Annotated in this window: 17 protein-coding genes; 15 read left to right on the forward strand and 2 right to left on the reverse strand. The window is 37.8% G+C overall.

The features are described from left to right. Nucleotides 1-48 precede the first annotated feature (48 nt). Entirely contained in the window at nt 49-516 is a 468-nt protein-coding gene (ribH, locus tag LJE11_RS03520; protein WP_020994061.1) for a 6,7-dimethyl-8-ribityllumazine synthase, read from the forward strand. On the opposite strand, the gene LJE11_RS03525 is transcribed toward ribH, so the two are convergent. Further along, on the reverse strand, nt 513-1562 hold the full coding sequence (locus tag LJE11_RS03525) for an RluA family pseudouridine synthase (protein ID WP_022380124.1): 1050 nt from the start codon (nt 1560-1562) through the stop codon (nt 513-515). The genes ribH and LJE11_RS03525 overlap by 4 nt on opposite strands. 176 nt (nt 1563-1738) lie before the next feature. Between LJE11_RS03525 and LJE11_RS03530 the strand changes: the two genes are divergently transcribed. Then, a complete protein-coding gene (locus LJE11_RS03530; protein ID WP_044952194.1) occupies nt 1739-2650 on the forward strand; it encodes a ketopantoate reductase family protein in 912 nt (303 codons plus the stop codon). 137 nt (nt 2651-2787) lie between these two features. Here the strand turns inward: LJE11_RS03530 and pckA are convergent, their stop codons facing one another. After that, nucleotides 2788-4392, reverse strand: coding sequence for a phosphoenolpyruvate carboxykinase (ATP) (pckA, locus tag LJE11_RS03535; protein WP_008704006.1), 1605 nt, complete (start codon nt 4390-4392; stop codon nt 2788-2790). A gap of 459 nt (nt 4393-4851) precedes the next feature. Between pckA and LJE11_RS03540 the strand changes: the two genes are divergently transcribed. The 13 genes from LJE11_RS03540 to LJE11_RS03600 all read left to right on the forward strand — a co-directional run bounded on the left by LJE11_RS03540 (nt 4852) and on the right by LJE11_RS03600 (nt 18177). Beyond that, on the forward strand, nt 4852-5616 hold the full coding sequence (locus LJE11_RS03540; protein ID WP_008704004.1) for a PIN domain-containing protein: 765 nt from the start codon (nt 4852-4854) through the stop codon (nt 5614-5616). Nucleotides 5617-5874: 258 nt separating this feature from the next. Beyond that, nucleotides 5875-6216: an arsenate reductase family protein gene (locus LJE11_RS03545; protein ID WP_008704002.1), complete on the forward strand. Its 342-nt coding sequence runs from the start codon at nt 5875-5877 to the stop codon at nt 6214-6216. Between the two features lie 178 nt (nt 6217-6394). Beyond that, nucleotides 6395-7411, forward strand: coding sequence for an AAA family ATPase (locus LJE11_RS03550; protein ID WP_020994060.1), 1017 nt, complete (start codon nt 6395-6397; stop codon nt 7409-7411). After that, the gene (locus LJE11_RS03555; protein ID WP_008703999.1) at nt 7408-7929 is read left to right on the forward strand and encodes a hypothetical protein; all 522 of its coding nucleotides are present in this window, start codon (nt 7408-7410) and stop codon (nt 7927-7929) included. The genes LJE11_RS03550 and LJE11_RS03555 overlap by 4 nt, the downstream gene beginning before the upstream one ends. Before the next feature lie 51 nt (nt 7930-7980). After that, nucleotides 7981-8457 (forward strand): DUF1653 domain-containing protein, encoded by a 477-nt coding sequence (locus tag LJE11_RS03560; protein ID WP_008703998.1) that lies wholly within the window; start codon nt 7981-7983, stop codon nt 8455-8457. Between the two features lie 163 nt (nt 8458-8620). After that, on the forward strand, nt 8621-9142 hold the full coding sequence (locus tag LJE11_RS03565; protein ID WP_008703997.1) for a cysteine hydrolase family protein: 522 nt from the start codon (nt 8621-8623) through the stop codon (nt 9140-9142). Nucleotides 9143-9229: 87 nt separating this feature from the next. After that, on the forward strand, nt 9230-9832 hold the full coding sequence (locus LJE11_RS03570; RefSeq protein WP_008703996.1) for an HDIG domain-containing metalloprotein: 603 nt from the start codon (nt 9230-9232) through the stop codon (nt 9830-9832). Between the two features lie 357 nt (nt 9833-10189). Further along, entirely contained in the window at nt 10190-10786 is a 597-nt protein-coding gene (locus LJE11_RS03575; RefSeq protein WP_008703995.1) for a class I SAM-dependent methyltransferase, read from the forward strand. Continuing rightward, nucleotides 10756-13251 (forward strand): DEAD/DEAH box helicase family protein, encoded by a 2496-nt coding sequence (locus tag LJE11_RS03580; RefSeq protein WP_008703994.1) that lies wholly within the window; start codon nt 10756-10758, stop codon nt 13249-13251. The genes LJE11_RS03575 and LJE11_RS03580 overlap by 31 nt, the downstream gene beginning before the upstream one ends. A 17-nt stretch (nt 13252-13268) precedes the next feature. After that, nucleotides 13269-14126, forward strand: coding sequence for an HNH endonuclease signature motif containing protein (locus tag LJE11_RS03585; RefSeq protein ID WP_008703993.1), 858 nt, complete (start codon nt 13269-13271; stop codon nt 14124-14126). A gap of 347 nt (nt 14127-14473) precedes the next feature. Next, entirely contained in the window at nt 14474-15529 is a 1056-nt protein-coding gene (locus tag LJE11_RS03590; protein ID WP_227295534.1) for a nucleoid-associated protein, read from the forward strand. A gap of 6 nt (nt 15530-15535) precedes the next feature. Continuing rightward, a complete protein-coding gene (locus tag LJE11_RS03595; protein WP_008703989.1) occupies nt 15536-17005 on the forward strand; it encodes a hypothetical protein in 1470 nt (489 codons plus the stop codon). Between the two features lie 1019 nt (nt 17006-18024). Then, nucleotides 18025-18177 (forward strand): hypothetical protein, encoded by a 153-nt coding sequence (locus LJE11_RS03600; protein WP_155513398.1) that lies wholly within the window; start codon nt 18025-18027, stop codon nt 18175-18177. Nucleotides 18178-18347 lie beyond the last annotated feature (170 nt).

The following is an 18347-nucleotide window of genomic DNA, read 5'->3' on the forward strand; positions in this document are numbered from 1 at the left end:
CTGTACAGGTTAAAAAATATAAATTTACAGATGAAAGGACCAGAAAAAATGAAAACATTAGAAGGAAAATTAGTATCAGATGGAATGAAAGTAGGAATTGTAGCAGCCCGCTTCAATGAATTTATAACTTCCAAGCTGGTAAGTGGTGCCATGGATGGGCTGACACGTCACAATGTAAAAGAAGAGGACATCCAGGTAGCGTGGGTACCAGGTGCTTTTGAAATCCCACTGATCGCGTCTAAAATGGCAAAAAGTGGAAAGTATGATGCGGTTATCTGCGTAGGTGCTGTGATTCGTGGAAATACCAGTCATTATGATTATGTATGCAATGAGGTTTCCAAAGGGATTGCATCAGTATCACTGGAAACAGGAGTTCCGGTATTATTCGGAGTGCTTACCACAGAAAACATCGAGCAGGCAATTGAACGCGCAGGTACAAAAGCAGGAAATAAAGGCTATGACTGTGCACTCAGTGCCATTGAAATGGTAAATCTGATCAAAGAATTTGAAGCTTAAATAGACAACAGATCAGACCCTGAAAGTGAAACCAGTTCACGAAAATCGAAAGGTAATGGTGCTTCCAGAAGGAGCATTTCATCTCTGAAAGGATGCTGAAAAGAAACTTTCCATGCATGAAGGGCTGCCCTGGAAAAGGAAGCACAGGAAGATATTTTATCGTCTGAATGATAAAGAGTATCTCCAAGCAAAGGATGTCCTGTGGATGCCATATGGACACGGATCTGGTGGGTACGTCCGGTATCCAGCTTAAGTGTGATAAGCGACCAGTCCTGACTGGAAAAAAGAGTATGATAATGAGTAACTGCTGTTTTGATTTTTCCCGATAATGCAGATGAATGTAAGGAAAGATCAGCAGCAGTTTTCATTTTCAGATGATTCTCCGGGTCCTGCATCAGCGGTAAATCTAAGGTATGCCAGACACCAGGCATATCTACAGGCAAAGTACCGGATACAGCGGCAAGATATTGCTTGTGAATTTTGCATGGAGATTTTACAGATTGAAGCCTTGAAGCTGCTACCTGATTTTGGGCAAAAACCACAATCCCGGAAGTCTCCTGATCCAGCCGCCCCACCGGGCGGACACAGACCTGTTCATTTTTCTCTCGAAAGTAACTGGCAACAAGATTGGAGAGGCTGTCTGTATAATGCATTCCCGTCGGATGCGTAACCATTCCTGCCGGTTTATCAACTGCCAGAATATCCGTATCTTCATATAAAATATTCAGAGAAAAAGAAGTTTCGGAAACTGGAGCTGAAGCTTTGTTGGAATGGAAATCCGACAAATCTTTACTTTTGATTCCGTCATTATAATTTTCAAGATGCGCAGAAGCAGTCCCGGCTTCCTCCAGACAAACGCGGATCACATCGCCTGGATATATTGTCTCAGTTACACGACAGCGAACTCCGTTTCTGGTAATCCCGTCCGGTCGAAACTTCGCCTGGCTGATCTGCCGTTTTGTAAGTCCTGCATTCTTTTTCAGAAATGCTTCCATTTTAAGTTCTGTAGTTTGTTCATCTATTCTAAATTCCAGATATCGTTCCATCTTAATACTTTTCCTGTGTAATATATTCTGATATTGATACCATTGATATTACAGGGCAAAAAATAAACTGTCAATGCAAAATTATGTCAGCGTAATGCATAAAATATACTGAAGAAAAATTGCAATTGTGCTATGATATAAGAATCAAAACAATGAAAGCGGGGCAGAAAATAAATATGAAATACTTAATCATTGGAGCCGGAGGAACCGGTGGTGTTACCGGATATTATATGAAAAAAGCAGGCAAGGACGTAACCCTGATCGCGAGAGGCGAACACCTGAAAAAGATCCAGAAACAGGGTCTTACATTGGAGAAAATGTGGGATAAAACAGAGGAAAACATAAGCATTCCTGCTACAGATATGGAGCATTATGCAGAGCATCCGGACGTAATTTTTGTCTGCGTAAAAGGCTATTCCTTACAGGAAACGATTCCGTTTATCAAACGCATTGCCAGGAAAAATACTATCGTAATTCCAGTGTTGAATATATATGGAACAGGTGGAAAAATGCAGAAAGAACTGCCGGATCTTCTGGTAACGGACGGCTGCATCTATGTTTCTGCCAACATTAAAGAACCGGGAAAACTTCTCCAGCATGGACAGATCCTGCACATTGTATTCGGCGTAAGAGACAAAGCAGAATTCCGACCGGAACTGAAAGAGATTCAGAAAGACCTCTGTGACAGTCATATCGACGGGACTCTTTCGGAAAACATCCGCCGTGAAGCACTGGAGAAATTTTCCTATGTATCCCCGATCGGGGCAGCAGGACTCTATTACCACGCAACTGCCGCAGATTTCCAGAAAGAAGGCGAAGCCAGAGAACTTTTTAAGACCATGATAAAAGAAATCGCAGCACTTGCAGAAGCCATGGGAGTTCCTTTCCAGAAAGATATGGCAGAAGTAAATTTAAAAATCCTTTCCAACCTCGCACCGGAAGCAACCACTTCCATGCAGCGGGATATCATGGCAGGAAAACAGTCCGAAATTGACGGATTAGTTTACGAAGTAGTAAGAATGGGAGAAGAATATCACGTTCCGGTACCCGCATATGAGAAAGTGGCAGAAAAACTCAGAGCCCTGTAGCGAAGCGGATTGCGAATATCCGCTTGACCACCGAAACAACATGAAAAAGGGATGCGAATTACTCGCATCCCTTTCGTACTCATTTGGACAATAAAATTATAATTTAATTATAATTAACTTTAATTCAGCAATTATAATTATAACTGAGGACCAGCTGCAACAAGTGCTTTACCAGCAGCGTTTCCTTCGTATTTAGCAAAGTTCTTGATGAATCTTCCGGCAAGATCTTTTGCTTTTTCTTCCCATTCAGAAGCGTCAGCATATGTGTCACGAGGATCAAGGATACCTGTGTCTACGCCGTTAAGCTCTGTTGGAACTTCGAAATCGAAGAATGGGATCTTCTTAGTAGGAGCGTTGAGGATATCTCCGTTAAGGATTGCATCGATGATACCACGAGTATCTTTGATGGAGATACGTTTTCCAGTTCCGTTCCATCCTGTGTTAACGAGGTAAGCTTTTGCTCCGCTCTTTTCCATTTTCTTAACAAGTTCTTCTGCGTATTTTGTCGGATGCAGTTCAAGGAATGCCTGTCCGAAGCAAGCAGAGAATGTAGGTGTAGGCTCTGTGATTCCACGCTCTGTACCAGCAAGTTTAGCTGTGAATCCAGACAGGAAATAGTACTGAGTCTGAGCTTCTGTCAGGATAGATACTGGAGGAAGTACTCCGAAAGCGTCTGCGGACAGGAAGATTACGTTCTTAGCTGCCGGTGCAGAAGAGATCGGGCGAACGATGTTTTCAATGTGGTTGATCGGATAAGATACACGAGTATTCTCTGTTACGCTCTTATCTGCGAAATCAATCTTGCCTTCAGCATCAAGTGTTACATTCTCAAGAAGAGCGTTACGTTTGATCGCATTGTAGATGTCCGGCTCAGATTCTTTGTCAAGGTTGATAACTTTAGCGTAGCATCCGCCTTCGAAGTTGAATACGCCGTTGTCATCCCAGCCATGCTCGTCATCACCGATCAGGAGACGTTTCGGGTCTGTGGAAAGAGTTGTTTTACCTGTTCCGGAAAGACCGAAGAAGATAGCTGTGTTTTCGCCGTTCATATCTGTGTTTGCAGAGCAGTGCATGGAAGCCATGCCTTTCAGTGGAAGGAAGTAGTTCATCATAGAGAACATACCTTTCTTCATTTCTCCGCCGTACCATGTGTTTACGATAACCTGCTCTTTAGTTGTGATGTTGAACATTACAGCTGTTTCAGAGTTAAGGCCTAATTCTTTATAGTTTTCAACTTTAGCTTTGGAAGCGTTGTATACAACGAAATCTGGCTCGAAGTTTTCAAGTTCTTCAGCTGTTGGCTGGATGAACATATTTGTTACGAAATGTGCCTGCCAAGCAACTTCAACGATGAAACGGATAGCCATACGAGTATCTTTGTTAGCACCGCAGAATGCATCTACTACGAAAAGTCTCTTGTTGGAGAGCTCTTTTTTAGCGATTTCTTTTACTGCATTCCATGCTTCCTGAGTTGCAGGATGGTTATCGTTTTTGTATTCGTCTGTTGTCCACCATACTGTATCTTTGGAGTTCTCATCCATAACGATATATTTATCTTTAGGAGAACGTCCTGTGTAGATACCTGTCATAACGTTAACTGCACCAAGTTCGCTGACCTGACCTTTTTCAAAGCCTTCCAGTTCCGGTTTGGTTTCTTCTTCAAATAATACTTCATAAGAAGGGTTGTAGACAATTTCTGTAGTTCCGGTAATGCCATACTTGCTTAAATCGATTTTTGCCATCTTACGTTTAACCTCTTTTCTTCGTTAATGAAAGCGCCTGTTTAAACAGGCTTAAGATACCTTACCATAAAAGCGAATGGGTATCGCTTCTCTTTTACTATTATACATATTTAACGCTTAAAATCAACAGGATTTTTGCCTTTTTTTGAAATTTGTTAAAGATTTATCAACTCAAATTTGATGAAAAAACCGTCATTTTTCACAAAAGGTATGTAAATTTATTATAGTGGCAATATGGGAATACTATTCGTGGATATGATAATATTCTGTCTGACTGGAATAGGCAGGAAAGACAACCAGGAAATACTAACCAGGAGAGCTGCCACTATGTGGTTGTGCCGAAGAAAGATGCATGTTAAAATAGGAAAGAATTATCCGGCTGAAAATGACAGAGTATTATACAGCAGAGAAAAATAAAGGTTACTGTGAACGGAGTGAACATTAACAAATAAAGAGAGGATGAAGATTATCAAAACTTATTATTTAATTGATTATGAAAATGTAGGAAGTGAAGGCTTCAAAGGATGCGAAAAATTACGGGAAACAGATATTATCCATCTTTTTTATACAGACAACAGCAGAAAAATAGACCTTGATATTATCAATGATCACGGAGAGTCAAAACTGATCACGCATAAAGTACCGACAGGAAATCAGTCAGCAGATATGCATCTGGGCTCTTATCTGGGATATCTGATAGGAAAAGAGTGCACAGGTCAGGATGAAGAATGTAAAATTGTTGTAATCAGTAAGGATACAGGATTTGACCATATTATAGAATTCTGGAAAGCAGAAGAAAATGTGAAAATTTCCAGAAACGAGAAGATTTCCGGAAAACAGGTACAGACAAGAAAACAGGTAAAAAAACAGACCAGTAAAGAAAAAGACAGACAGTTGGCAGAACAAACTGATCAGAAAACAGAAAAACAGTTGAATGAACAATCTGAAAAGCAGTCTGTCAAACAATCAGAGAATCAGAATACAAAAAAGCCAAAACAAAAGATAATTGACATGAAAGCCGGAACAAAGAAATTACAGCAGGAATTAGTATTGGTTCTCGACAAGGCAGGCATGCCAAAGGAAGTAGTAAACTATGTTTCTACAACTGTGGAGAAAAATGCAGAAGACAAAAACAGAAAGCAGCAGATTTACAGATCTATCATTTCCAAATACGGACAGACAAAAGGACTGAACATCTATAACCATATTAAAAAGAAAATCTAACGGAATAAAAAATAACGGAATAAAAGAAGGAGGCCGGGAACCTTATTGATTCCCGGCAAAAGTATGAAAAAGAAAAAGTTTTATTTGCAATTACTCTTTGCTCTGTACAGGTAATAATATAACCGGAAAATGTGAGAAATATGTGGTGAGAATTTGAAAAAAATGTGAAATGGATGGAAATTTAAAATGAACAGGCAGGAAAAGAGAAAATATAGCAGGAACAATAATTCTTAAAAAAATGGGAGAAAGCATTAGACTATGAATATACAAATATTCGGAACAAAGAAAAACTTTGACAGCAAGAAAGCAGAACGCTATTTCAAAGAACGGGGAATTAAATATCAGTTTATAGATATGAAAGAAAAAGGCTTAAGTAAAGGAGAATTCCAATCTGTCTGCCAGGCAATTGGCGGTTATGATAAACTGATAGATACTGACTGCAAGGATAAAGACCTGCTGGCATTGATCACTTATATCGCAGAGGAAGACAAGGCAGAGAAAATTCTCGAAAACCAGAGCATCATCAAAGTCCCTGTGGTAAGAAACGGAAAACAGGCGACAGTAGGATATCAGCCGGAGATCTGGAAGAGCTGGAAGTGATAGTTATAGCCTTTTACAAGCTTTCAGATTTTACAATATTATATCGAAGAAAATAGCTGTTTGACATATTTATATGTGTTATAATATAAAATTATTATAGAAGTTACTTTATATTATATTGTCGTGCGACAGATATAATGAACTGATTTATAAAAATGGAAATATTGAGGTGATGGAAATGCCATTAACAAAGATTGCAGCAGAGAATTTTACAGTATTTGAAGATATAAAGATTCCTTTTTGTGAAGGATTAAATGTATTAGTTGGTGAAAATGGTGTGGGAAAGACTCATATTATGAAATTAGCCTATGCAGCATGTCAGGCTTCTAAACATGATGTGTCTTTTTCGCAGAAAACAACAATGTTATTTCGTCCTGATCAGTCTGGAATTGGACGTCTGGTAAACAGAGGAAAGAGTGGAAGCAATAAAGCCATGGTTTCTGTGGAATCTGATACTGCCAAAATAGGAATGACATTTTCAACCAAGACACGAAAATGGGATGCAGAGATTAATTCAGAAGAGAAATGGGAAAAGCAGATGTCTGATCTCACAAGCGTATTTATTCCGGCAAAAGAGATTTTATCAAATGCCTGGAATCTGGATGCTGCAGTAAAAATGGGAAATGTGGAATTTGATGATACGTATCTGGATATTATTGCGGCTGCCAAAATTGATATTTCCAGAGGAGTGGATTCAACTGTAAGGAAAAAATATCTGGATATTTTACAGAAAATCAGTAATGGGAAAGTAACATTGCATGAGGATCGTTTTTATTTAAAACCTGGTACACAGGCAAAGTTAGAATTTAATTTGGTAGCAGAAGGATTACGTAAAATTGCTCTTTTATGGCAGTTGATAAAAAACGGGACACTGGAGAAGGGATCCGTTTTGTTTTGGGACGAGCCAGAAGCAAATATCAATCCGAAATATATTCCGGTGCTGGCTGAATTGTTGATCATGCTGGAGACAGAAGGTGTACAGATTTTTGTTTCTACACATGACTATTTTTTATCTAAATATATTGAAGTAAAGCGGAGACAGGACAGTAAACTGCAGTACATTTCCTTATATAAAAATGAAAACAACAAAGTATTATGTGAGATAGCACCGGAATTTGAATTGTTGGAACATAATGCAATTATGGATACATTCCGTCAGTTGTATCGAGAAGAAATCGGGGTGGCATTAAAGTGAGCGTTATACCAGAATCAGGAATGAATTTTGGAAAATATGATGAAAAAGATTTATTTCATATTGAGACATCTGAAATTTATAAAAAACTTGGAGATGGAATCCCAACAGTGGAGTTTATCCTGAAATATAATGGAAATAATATAGTGTTTCTGGAAGCAAAGAAAAGTTGTCCAAATGTGGCGAATAGATATGAATCGAAGGAAAAAGAACTGAAATTCGAAGAATATTATGGTTCAATAACTGAGAAGTTTATATCATCTTTGCAGATATATCTGGCGGCAATTATGAACAGATATCAGGATACGTCAGAGATAGGAGACAATCTTCGATCGGTAAGCAATATGAAAGATGTAAAATTAAAATTTATTCTGGTTGTAAAAAACGCAGAAGATATTACGTGGCTAGCCGGGCCATTGGCAGAATTAAGAGCCAGATTGCTTAAGGTCAGAAAAATATGGGGTGTTGAGGTGGTTGTTTTAAATGAAGAACTTGCTGGAGAATATAATCTAACGTGTTAGAGTGTTTTTCTGGTTGCATGAAATAAGAACTATATGCTAGGAGATGATAAAATGGCAAAGATCAGAATCATAAAGAAAAATAATGACTGCAGCATGGAATACGAAGTAGGTGATATTTGTGAGGTCACAGGTACCTGGTATGGCGGCGTCCACATCAATGGCCGTTCCGGAATCCCGGTTTCCCTTGATAAAGAAGAATATATGGAACTCAACACAGAACCGGAAGAACCTGACAGTGCGGAAAATGAAAACACTTTGGAAACACCGGAACACGATATTCATGCAGGCGACATTGTACAGCATTTCAAAAGAGAATGGGTATCCCCGGATACTTCCGAATATCTCTATAAAGTCCTTGCAGTAGCCCATCACACAGAAAACGGTGAAAAACTGATGATCTACCAGGCTCTCTACGCACCTTTCAAAATCTGCGCCAGACCCTATGATATGTTTATGAGTGAAGTGGACAGAGACAAATATCCGGATATTAAACAGAAGTACAGATTTGAAAAATATACTGAAAAATAGATGATTGATATTTTATGGAATTGCTATAGTAAAACAGGCACTTTTGCCTGTACAAAAACACTTTGTCGTTGTATAGTAATAACAAATAATAACAGCATACGTTTCCAGAGATTTTATAGCATTATCTGAAAAAATGTGCAGAAAGAACGAAAGGGAAGGAAATATGCAGAAGGTATTAGTAGTTGTAGACATGCAGAATGACTTCATCGACGGAGCTCTTGGAACAAAAGAGGCAGTTGCCATTGTACCTGGTGTAAAAGAGAAAATCGAAAATTTTGATGGAGTTGTTCTTTTTACCAGAGACACCCATGAGACTTACTATCTTGACACCCAGGAAGGACAGAAGCTTCCTGTACCGCACTGTATCCGTGACACTGAAGGCTGGCAGATCAGAAGCGAATTAGATGCACTCAGAAAAACAGAACCCATTGATAAAGAAACCTTTGGTTCCACAGATCTTGCAGGAGAACTGGTGGCAATGAATGAGGATAATGAAATCAAAAGTATCACATTTGTAGGTTTATGCACAGACATCTGTGTTATTTCCAATGCACTTCTGGCAAAAGCATCTCTCCCGGAAGTTCCGATCATCGTAGACGCTAAATGTTGCGCAGGCGTAACACCGGAAAGCCATGAGAATGCACTGAAAGCAATGGAAGCATGTCAGATCCAGATTGACAGATAAACTGCGGAGCAGTTATTCAGTTATGAGCAAGTAGCAAAGCAGATATTTTATCCGCTTGACAATTCAGATATGAGGAGTGACAAAATAATGAAAACAATTACACGAGATGAGGCATTCGCATTATTAAAGAAATACAACAAGGATCCCTTCCATATTCAGCATGCCCTGACTGTAGAAGCAGTAATGAAATGGTATGCCAGTGAACTTGGCTATGGCGAAGATGCAGAATACTGGGGAATTGTAGGACTCCTCCATGACATTGACTTTGAGTTATATCCGGAAGAACACTGCCTGAAAGCTCCGGAAATGCTCCGCAAAGCAGGCGTAGGCGAAGACGTAATCCATTCAGTTGTATCCCACGGCTACGGCATCACAGTAGGATGTGGCGCAACCATTGATGTAGCACCGGAACACGAAATGGAAAAAGTACTCTTTGCGGCGGACGAACTTACAGGACTTATCTGGGCAGCAGCACTTATGAGACCATCCAAAAGCACAAAAGACATGGAACTCAAATCCCTCAAGAAGAAATATAAAAGCAAAGGCTTCGCAGCAGGATGCTCCAGAGAAGTCATCGAGCGAGGAGCCGAACAACTCGGCTGGGAACTGCAGAAGCTGCTCACTATGACACTGCAGGCAATGGCAGACTGCGAGGATGAGATTAAGTCGGAGATGGATGCGGAAGAGTAATGGAATGTCTGATTTATTGACTTATTACCAGAAATGAATGATGGAATCAGAGAACCAGACTGTATGTAGGGGAAGAAACCTATGTGCAGTCTGGCTTTCTTTTTTACTTATATGGAAGTTGATGAAAGAGAAAAGATATCAAAAAAGAAATATGCAACAGTTTTTGCGTATTATAGATAAGTGAATATAACAAAAAATGTCTGACGAAAATTGTTGCTGTTTATGTCAAAAAAATGTATAATATGTCACAAAGAAGTTAGATTTATCAGAAAAATTAAGGCATAAGAAACAAAACAGGTATTTTGCAGATAAAACAGGAGTGAAATCAGTGCTGGATGGCATTTGGTGAGTGAATATATGGCAGATATAGATAAAACATTAAAATATTACAACGAAAATGCGCAGTCTTTTGCCTCTGGGACTGTTTCGGTAAAGTTTACAAAAGTGCAAGATAAATTTCTGGAGAAACTTAACCCAGATGCGTATATTCTTGACTTTGGCTGCGGTGCAGGTAGAGATACAAAGTACTTTCTGAGTCGTGGATATCAGGTAGATGCAGTTGATGGTTCAGAACAATTGTGTCGGATTGCAAGTGAATATACGGAAATTAAAGTCAGGCAGATGTTGTTTCAGGAATTGGATGAAAAAGAAAAATATGATGGCATATGGGCTTGTGCATCTATTCTCCATTTGCCGAAAAAACAACTGCGTGAAGTTTTGAAAAATATGTATGCAGCATTGAAATCGAAAGGATGGATTTATACCTCTTTTAAATACGGAGAATTTGAAGGTGAACGAAACGGAAGATATTTTACCGATTTTACGACATATACATTTAAAGATTTCATACATGACATGCATGGCCTTAAAATAGAAGAACATTGGATCACAGGAGATGTCCGACCGGGAAGAGGTGAGGAAAAATGGCTGAATTTACTTCTGCAGAAAAAGTAAACATCGGGTATGAAAACGAATATTCCACAGATGCAATGACCGGCGGACCGGATAAAAGAAGACAGCTATATTATCAGCTGATACAGAGCATGAAAAAAGCAGAAAGCGTTGATATCATTGTCTCTTTTCTTATGGAATCCGGAGTGAGAATGTTGCTGAAAGAACTGGAACATACTTTAAAACGTGGAGCCAAAATCCGAATCCTGACAGGAAACTACCTTGGAATTACACAGCCATCAGCACTATATCTGATCAAAAGAAAACTTGGTGACAGAGTTGATCTTAGATTTTATTGTGAAAAAGGACGGTCTTTTCATCCCAAGTCTTACATTTTCCATTATACAGATTACAGTGAACTTTACATCGGCTCTTCCAATATTTCCAGGAGTGCGCTGACCTCAGGAATAGAATGGAATTATCGGTTCAGCAGTCAGAAGGACCCGGAAAACTACAAAGAGTTCTTTCGTACATTTGAAGATTTATTTGTGAATCATTCCATTATCATTGATGATAAAGAATTAAAACGTTACTCCCAGAACTGGCATCGTCCGGCGGTGGCAAAAGACCTTGACAGATATGACTTTACGGAGTCGGAAACAAATGATACGAAAATAAAACCTTTATATGAACCAAGAGGAGCACAGATCGAGGCATTGTGCGCATTGGAAGATACAAGAGCAGAAGGAGCACAGAAAGCACTCATTCAGGCTGCAACGGGCATCGGGAAAACATTTCTGGCTGCTTTTGATTCAAAAAAATATGAGAAAGTGTTGTTTGTTGCACATAGGGAAGAGATTCTGAAACAGGCAGCAGTTTCTTTTCAGAATGTAAGGAATTCCAAAGACTATGGATTTTTTATGGGAGCTGAGAAGTGCACAGATAAACCGCTTATATTTGCCTCGGTAGCAAGCCTTGGAAAACCGGAATATTTAAATGAAAAATATTTCGCTCCAGATTACTTCAATTACGTGGTGATTGATGAATTTCATCATGCAGTCAATGACCAATATCGAAGAATTGTAGAATATTTCAGACCGCAGTTTCTCCTTGGACTGACGGCAACGCCTGAGAGAATGGACGGCAAAAATATATATGAAATCTGCGATTATAATGTGCCGTATGAGATTTCACTGAAAGATGGAATCAATAAGGGAATGCTGGTTCCGTTTCATTACTATGGAATTTATGATGAGACTGACTACACAAAGCTACATATAGTTAAGGGAAAATATGCAGAAGAAGAACTGAACAGAACTTATATCGGGAATGCTTACAGGCATGAGTTGATTTACAAATATTACTGCAAATATGGCTCTAGTCAGGCATTAGGATTCTGCTGTTCCAGAAAACATGCAGAAGAAATGGCAAAAGAATTCGGTAAAAGAGGAATTCCGTCGGCAGCAGTTTATAGTAATGCAGATGGAGAGTTTTCCATGGACAGAGCAGAAGCGATTGAGAAACTGAAAAATGGAGAAATCAAAGTTATCTTTTCAGTGGATATGTTCAACGAAGGTGTAGATATTCCATCAGTCGATATGGTAATGTTCCTGCGTCCGACAGAATCTCCGGTTGTCTTTCTGCAGCAGCTTGGAAGGGGATTGCGCAGAAGTAAGGGAAAAGAATATCTCAATGTTCTGGACTTTATCGGCAATTATGAAAAAGCGGGAAGAGTCAGGTATTTGCTGATAGGGAAAAATAAAACAGGAAAAGAAACATATTATCCGGCAGATAAGGCAGATTATCCAGATGAATGCTTCGTTGATTTTGATATGAGATTGATTGATCTGTTTGCAGAAATGGACAAGAAACAACTGACAATCAAAGAACAAATCAGAAACGAGTATTTCCGGATCAAAGAATTGCTTGGCAAACAACCAACCAGAATGGATTTGTTTACTTATATGGATGATGATGTGTATCAGATGGCGGTCACACATTCGAATGAGAATCCGTTTAAAAAGTATTTGAATTATCTGGAAGAATTGGATGAACTCACAGATGAGCAGAAAAAATTCAGCCAGGGAATGGGAAAAGATTTTATAAATCTGCTGGAAAACACCAACATGAGCAAGGTGTATAAAATGCCGGTACTGATGGCTTTTTATAACCATGGGAATGTGAGAATGGAAGTGTCAGAGGTGGAACTTCTGGCAAGCTGGAAAAAATTCTTCTCTACAGGAACAAACTGGAAGGATTTGGAGAAAGAGATTACATATGAGGAATATCGCAAGATTTCGGATAAGAACCATATCCAAAAGATAATGAAAATGCCGGTACGCTTTCTGTTAAAATCTGGGGAAGAATTCTTTGTGAAAAAGGATGGCGCGGCGTTGGCATTGAGGGATGAAATGGAAGAAATTGTGAAGGAGCCGGTGCTGGCGGAACAAATGAAGGATGTTATTGAGTATAGGGCGATGGACTATTATCGGAGACGGTATAAAGAGCAGATAAAAGCACTTTTATAGTGATGGAGAAGATGCGTATGGAATCAGAAAATTATGTGTATAAAAAAGAAATAGACTGGTCTACATTGATGGAAGGCTTTACATTGCCGTTAGATAATCAGGTGATTTTTCTCCGAAATATGGAGAATTTTTTACAGCGTGGACAATCTAAAATCATTCATTTTTTTATGAATGGAAAAACGTATGATGCGAAAATCGTTAATATGAATAACTCAGTAGAAAAGAGAAAGAAGGATGCCTATCAGATCAGATATCCAAGAAATGGTGAGCTGTCACAGGCACTTCAGCAATACTTTTTCAAAAGCATGAGTTACATAAAGATGATTCGTGAAAACAGAGATCCAAAAGACAGAAGTTATATAAAAATGCCAGATGGACTAAAGGAATATCTTGCTATTTATACCACAGAATATGAAGATACTTTTCTTCTGGAGCCAATAGCACAGGATGATTTTCAGGTTATGAAAAAGGCAATTCAAGGAATGCGAGAGCGGACTGTGGAGAATGAAATAGAATATGAGATGGAAGATAAAAGCAGTGGAATAGAAAAGAAGTTACAGATTGTTAAGATTCGTAAACTGAACAGAAAAATTGGAGAAAATTTGAAGCTGTTGTACGGATACCGATGCCAGATATGCGGGCAGGTGATTGGAGAAAAATATGGTTCACATATCGCAGAGGCACATCACATTGATTATTTTGTTAATAGTTTGAATAATGATGCGAATAACCAGATGATTGTATGCCCGAATCATCATAGTGTTATACATGATGCGAATCCGGTGTTTGATCGGAGGAGGATGGTGTATAGGTTTGATAATGGGGTGGAAGAAAGGATTAGCTTAAATAAGCATTTATTTATATATGTGAAATAGTACATACAAATATAGAAAAATTGTTGCGGTCTAATATGGAGATTGTTATAATGGAAGACAGAGCGTAGAAAAACGTGGATGGATATTCACATATAGAACATGAAGAGGTAACATTAATCCGTATGGGAAAAAGAGGTGATATACAAAATTGATAAAGGTGGAAAATGTATTTACAGTGACGATATTGATATGTTGTGAGAACTTGATATAAACATGACTAATGATTCTGAATTATAAATATTTGTATTATCAGAATCTGGATTACTTGGAATGGAAAAGAATTAGAGTGAAATAGATAATTCCAACAAAGGTTTTATAAACAAAAGATAAAATGAAGGAGAGTTATGATGGAAATAATTGCACAGGCAGTCAGAGTGATTGATTATGAAAACAACAGTGTTCAAAGAAGAAATGTGAATATGATGCCAAAGTTTAAAGATTATATTGAACAATTGATTGTTCATGTGAGCAACAATGTTTCCATCAGGGAATATCATACACAGTCAACAAGAACCGAAGTTATTGCGGGAATTCTTGAGATTGCAGGAAATCTGGAAACTCCAGATGCGATTGAAGAAAAGATAGATTCAATTGCAGAAAGACTTGTCAGAAATGAACGGGAAGCTCAGGCTCGGATTGGGCATATGAACATCAGTGTACAGAAGGGAAGTTTGATTTTTGCATTGTTTGAGGATAATGGAAACAGAAAGTGTATTCTTGCTAAAATTGAGCATACAGGTTTCTTTGATGAAAGGGACTACAGTGAAAGATTTGGATTCTCAAAAGATACAAAGAAAATCTGGAAAACATGCATGTTTGATTTGAATAATCTGAATGCAGATCAGTTTCAGGCAAAAATATATTCGAATACGGTTGCAAAATATTGGTGGTTCGATTTCCTAGAGTTGGTGGAATGTCAGAATGACAGGGTAAATACGTACAAAACATATGATTCTGTTGAAAAGTGTTTAAACAGAAAATTGAAGAAAACAGCGCCTTATGATAATAGAGTTATCCAAAATGCCATGTACGCATATATGAACAATGCAAATCGGGAGATGTTCGATTATGATAATATGATTGAAAAAATATTTACGGGTTATATGCCTAATGATATGACAGGCGAGCAAAAACGAGAATTACATGAAAGACTAAATAGACTTCCAGAAGAAAAAGGATTTGACAGACAATTTCAGGCACTACCAGACGCCATAAAGAAAAAAGCAATAAGAACTTATAAAATAAATACAGGAATTATGTTAAAAATCTCAGATATAGGAAATGAAAATGATATCAGTGCATATGAAGATGCGTATGGAAAAAAATATCTTAAAATAAGGTTAAGCGATGACCGCACTTTTCAGACATTTGCACGCAATAATGAAGACAATAGAGAGGAGTAGTTTCTTATGTTGGAAAGAATCCGAAATCAAATTACAGAGCTGAGAAAGGAAGAAGAACGGAGATATACATATGAGGCAGAGTTCAGTTTCAGCAAAGAACTTCCGGTACAATATTCAGAATGGATGAATACGATTTGGGATATTTCTAATAGAGACAAAATAAAAATTTATCTAGTTTCAGAGGGGGGAGAATCCTTTGATTTAAAAGAAAATGTAGAGGAAGAGTATGCAGAATTTCTTAAAGGTCTTGAAAGTGATGAAACAGTTGAGGTTAGCCTTACAATAGACAAAAAAATAGTAAATGGATATTTATCTGTATACTGCTTTGAAAAATTTGCTGAAGATATTAGTTCATTACCAATAGACAAAGTTTTAACAGCATTTTCGAATTTTATGAAAAAAGCTGGTCGGAGTATAACCTTTGAATTATTTGACAGTAGAGATATGTTTTATACAAAAACAATGTTCTTTCTGACGGCAGGAAGCAGACCACTGGATTTGGACTTTGATAGAACAAACAGATTACTGGAATGCAGAGAAAATGCATATTTTTATAATCAGGACAATTATGAATTACTTCCAGATGATTTTAAAATAGAAATTGGATACGAAGGAAACCCGCTCAAAGACTTATTCCTGAAAATGGAAACAATTTTGTCTGCTTGTTTACTGGCTTCAAACTCATTCATACAGGATGGTAAACTGAAACTTCAGATAATGGGGCAGCGTTCAATGGAATATCATGATACTCTTGAAAATATACAGGGAAATAATAATCTTTATAAAATCTACAATTGGATTTATTCAGGCGGCAGTATTGTTGATAAAGTGATTATAGCTAGGAATATTATATGTCTCCATTGTAAATATGAATCTTTGTTAAATATCAGTGATGGAGTAATGGCATCCATTCAAACGAATTACAATCTTTATTTGAGAGATAATGTAACTCAATATTTGGAATTAAAAAATAAAGTTGCAGAATTTATTACGGATATTGTATCGAGAACTGGAGAATATGCAACGGAGATGTTAGATAAGTTCAAGACAAATCTTTTGGCTATTTTGGGATTCCTGTTTTCTGTAATACTTGCGAACATCGTATCTGATCAGCCTTTGGACAATATTTTTACAAAAGACATCACAATTCTTTCAGAAATTGTTTTGATAGCCTCTTTTGGTTATCTTTTTATTAGCTATCAACAGTCAAAATATGAACTACAAAAAGTATATAGTAGTTATGACAAGCTAAAAGATTCTTACCGAGAAATACTAACAGAAGATGATATAAGAGAGTGTTTTCAGAATGATGACATAAAAACAGAAATGAAACGAACGATTGATAGATCTGTGCGAATATATCTCATAATTTGGGGTGGTATTTTGCTTTCGCTTCTGATATTGGTAGAATATATGAGTAGTGAACCTTTTATATGGCCTATTTTAAAATCTTTATTCCAAATAACAAAAAAATAGTGTGATCATACCGGTATATACCCAAAAGAAACTAAGTAGGAGTATACTGAGGGTCTGACCGTGCGTTCAGCAAAGGGTATATAGTCCGGTGGGTGGTCCCATCAAATAAGCTGTTAACCACAGCATTTGAAGCGAGTCTTGAGTCTGTTACGGTAACGTGAAGGCTAAGCGTAGACAGCAAGATAGCAGGGATAGCTATGGAGCACCGAAATCCCAAAGTATCAGAGGGTCGACACCGTGGTCAGGGTGGAAGACAATATATGCACTTATCGTTATGGTGAGATTTTGCATGCCTCTGCGGTGTTGTTGAAACTATTCATGTCAGACAGGGACTATATGTCAACTGGAGAGGACCTGCATTTTCTTTTCAGAGTGTGTAAATGAAAAGTATGTCCGCCAACCAAAAGAAAAAAGACAAACGAAATGCAGGTAGTCGGAGGCCCGAACAGTACCGGTGAAGGTATGAACAAAAATAAATACTGGAGGGAAGTCGAGAGAGAACTGTGCCTCGCAGTTCTGGCCTGCGAAACTATATCAAAGAGGAAACATTAGCTATACACAGAGATAGGGGAACTAATGGAAACGAAATTGGCGAGAATATCACAATTATCAAAAGAAAACCCAGACATGGTCTTTACATCACTGGGGCATTTTATCAATAAGGAGATCGCTTGAATTGTTGGAAGAATTCTTTCATAAATATATTAATATTAGAAGTTGTCAGTTATTAAGGATTAATCCTGAAACGAAGAAGTGGAATTGCTCTATGGCAACAAGGGCGAATCGCAGGGAAACTAGGTATTTGCCGATTTGCTGCCTCATCTGCTCAGGATAATAGAAAATGCCGGAATGCTGATCATTGATGAATTTGGCAATAGTCTTCATAATAAATTGGCTGAAAAAATTATTGAATTCTTTATGGAGAATGTTGCTTTACGCTAAAATGGTTTCATGCTATCATTATTTTAGTTAAAAATTTTGATGGCATGAAGCTATTTTTGATTGGAGGCATGGAAGATTTGAACTTTAATTATTGCTATAAAATTATTTATGAATCAGGGGAAACTTATGACAGACGAAGAAATGAGCTGTCAGTAGAAATTTCAAAAGAAGACTATAAGAAAATTATAACAGGAGTATTACAGGAAAGATCGATTGATCAGATTGAATAACTGCGCGTCGCATTCTCGTTACTTCCAGTGATGAGTTAGACGCGCAAATTTTTTTGCAAAACAACAGAACAAATGTTTACATAAACCGATACATATGGTATAATATTTATATGGAAAAAGATATATTTAATATAGATAAAAACAAACTTTCATATGGTAGGGGATATGTC

The sequence above is a fragment of the Blautia sp. DFI.1.216 genome (assembly GCF_020594215.1).
Lineage (GTDB): Bacteria > Bacillota > Clostridia > Lachnospirales > Lachnospiraceae > Blautia_A > Blautia_A wexlerae.

Coding starts and splice junctions, on each gene's coding strand:
- ribH (WP_020994061.1), top strand. CDS start 49: ATGAAAACATTAGAAGGAAAATTAGTATCAGATGGAATGAAAGTAGGA.
- LJE11_RS03525 (WP_022380124.1), bottom strand. CDS start 1,562: ATGGAACGATATCTGGAATTTAGAATAGATGAACAAACTACAGAACTT.
- LJE11_RS03530 (WP_044952194.1), top strand. CDS start 1,739: ATGAAATACTTAATCATTGGAGCCGGAGGAACCGGTGGTGTTACCGGA.
- pckA (WP_008704006.1), bottom strand. CDS start 4,392: ATGGCAAAAATCGATTTAAGCAAGTATGGCATTACCGGAACTACAGAA.
- LJE11_RS03540 (WP_008704004.1), top strand. CDS start 4,852: ATGAAGATTATCAAAACTTATTATTTAATTGATTATGAAAATGTAGGA.
- LJE11_RS03545 (WP_008704002.1), top strand. CDS start 5,875: ATGAATATACAAATATTCGGAACAAAGAAAAACTTTGACAGCAAGAAA.
- LJE11_RS03550 (WP_020994060.1), top strand. CDS start 6,395: ATGCCATTAACAAAGATTGCAGCAGAGAATTTTACAGTATTTGAAGAT.
- LJE11_RS03560 (WP_008703998.1), top strand. CDS start 7,981: ATGGCAAAGATCAGAATCATAAAGAAAAATAATGACTGCAGCATGGAA.
- LJE11_RS03565 (WP_008703997.1), top strand. CDS start 8,621: ATGCAGAAGGTATTAGTAGTTGTAGACATGCAGAATGACTTCATCGAC.
- LJE11_RS03570 (WP_008703996.1), top strand. CDS start 9,230: ATGAAAACAATTACACGAGATGAGGCATTCGCATTATTAAAGAAATAC.
- LJE11_RS03575 (WP_008703995.1), top strand. CDS start 10,190: ATGGCAGATATAGATAAAACATTAAAATATTACAACGAAAATGCGCAG.
- LJE11_RS03580 (WP_008703994.1), top strand. CDS start 10,756: ATGGCTGAATTTACTTCTGCAGAAAAAGTAAACATCGGGTATGAAAAC.
- LJE11_RS03585 (WP_008703993.1), top strand. CDS start 13,269: ATGGAATCAGAAAATTATGTGTATAAAAAAGAAATAGACTGGTCTACA.
- LJE11_RS03590 (WP_227295534.1), top strand. CDS start 14,474: ATGGAAATAATTGCACAGGCAGTCAGAGTGATTGATTATGAAAACAAC.
- LJE11_RS03595 (WP_008703989.1), top strand. CDS start 15,536: ATGTTGGAAAGAATCCGAAATCAAATTACAGAGCTGAGAAAGGAAGAA.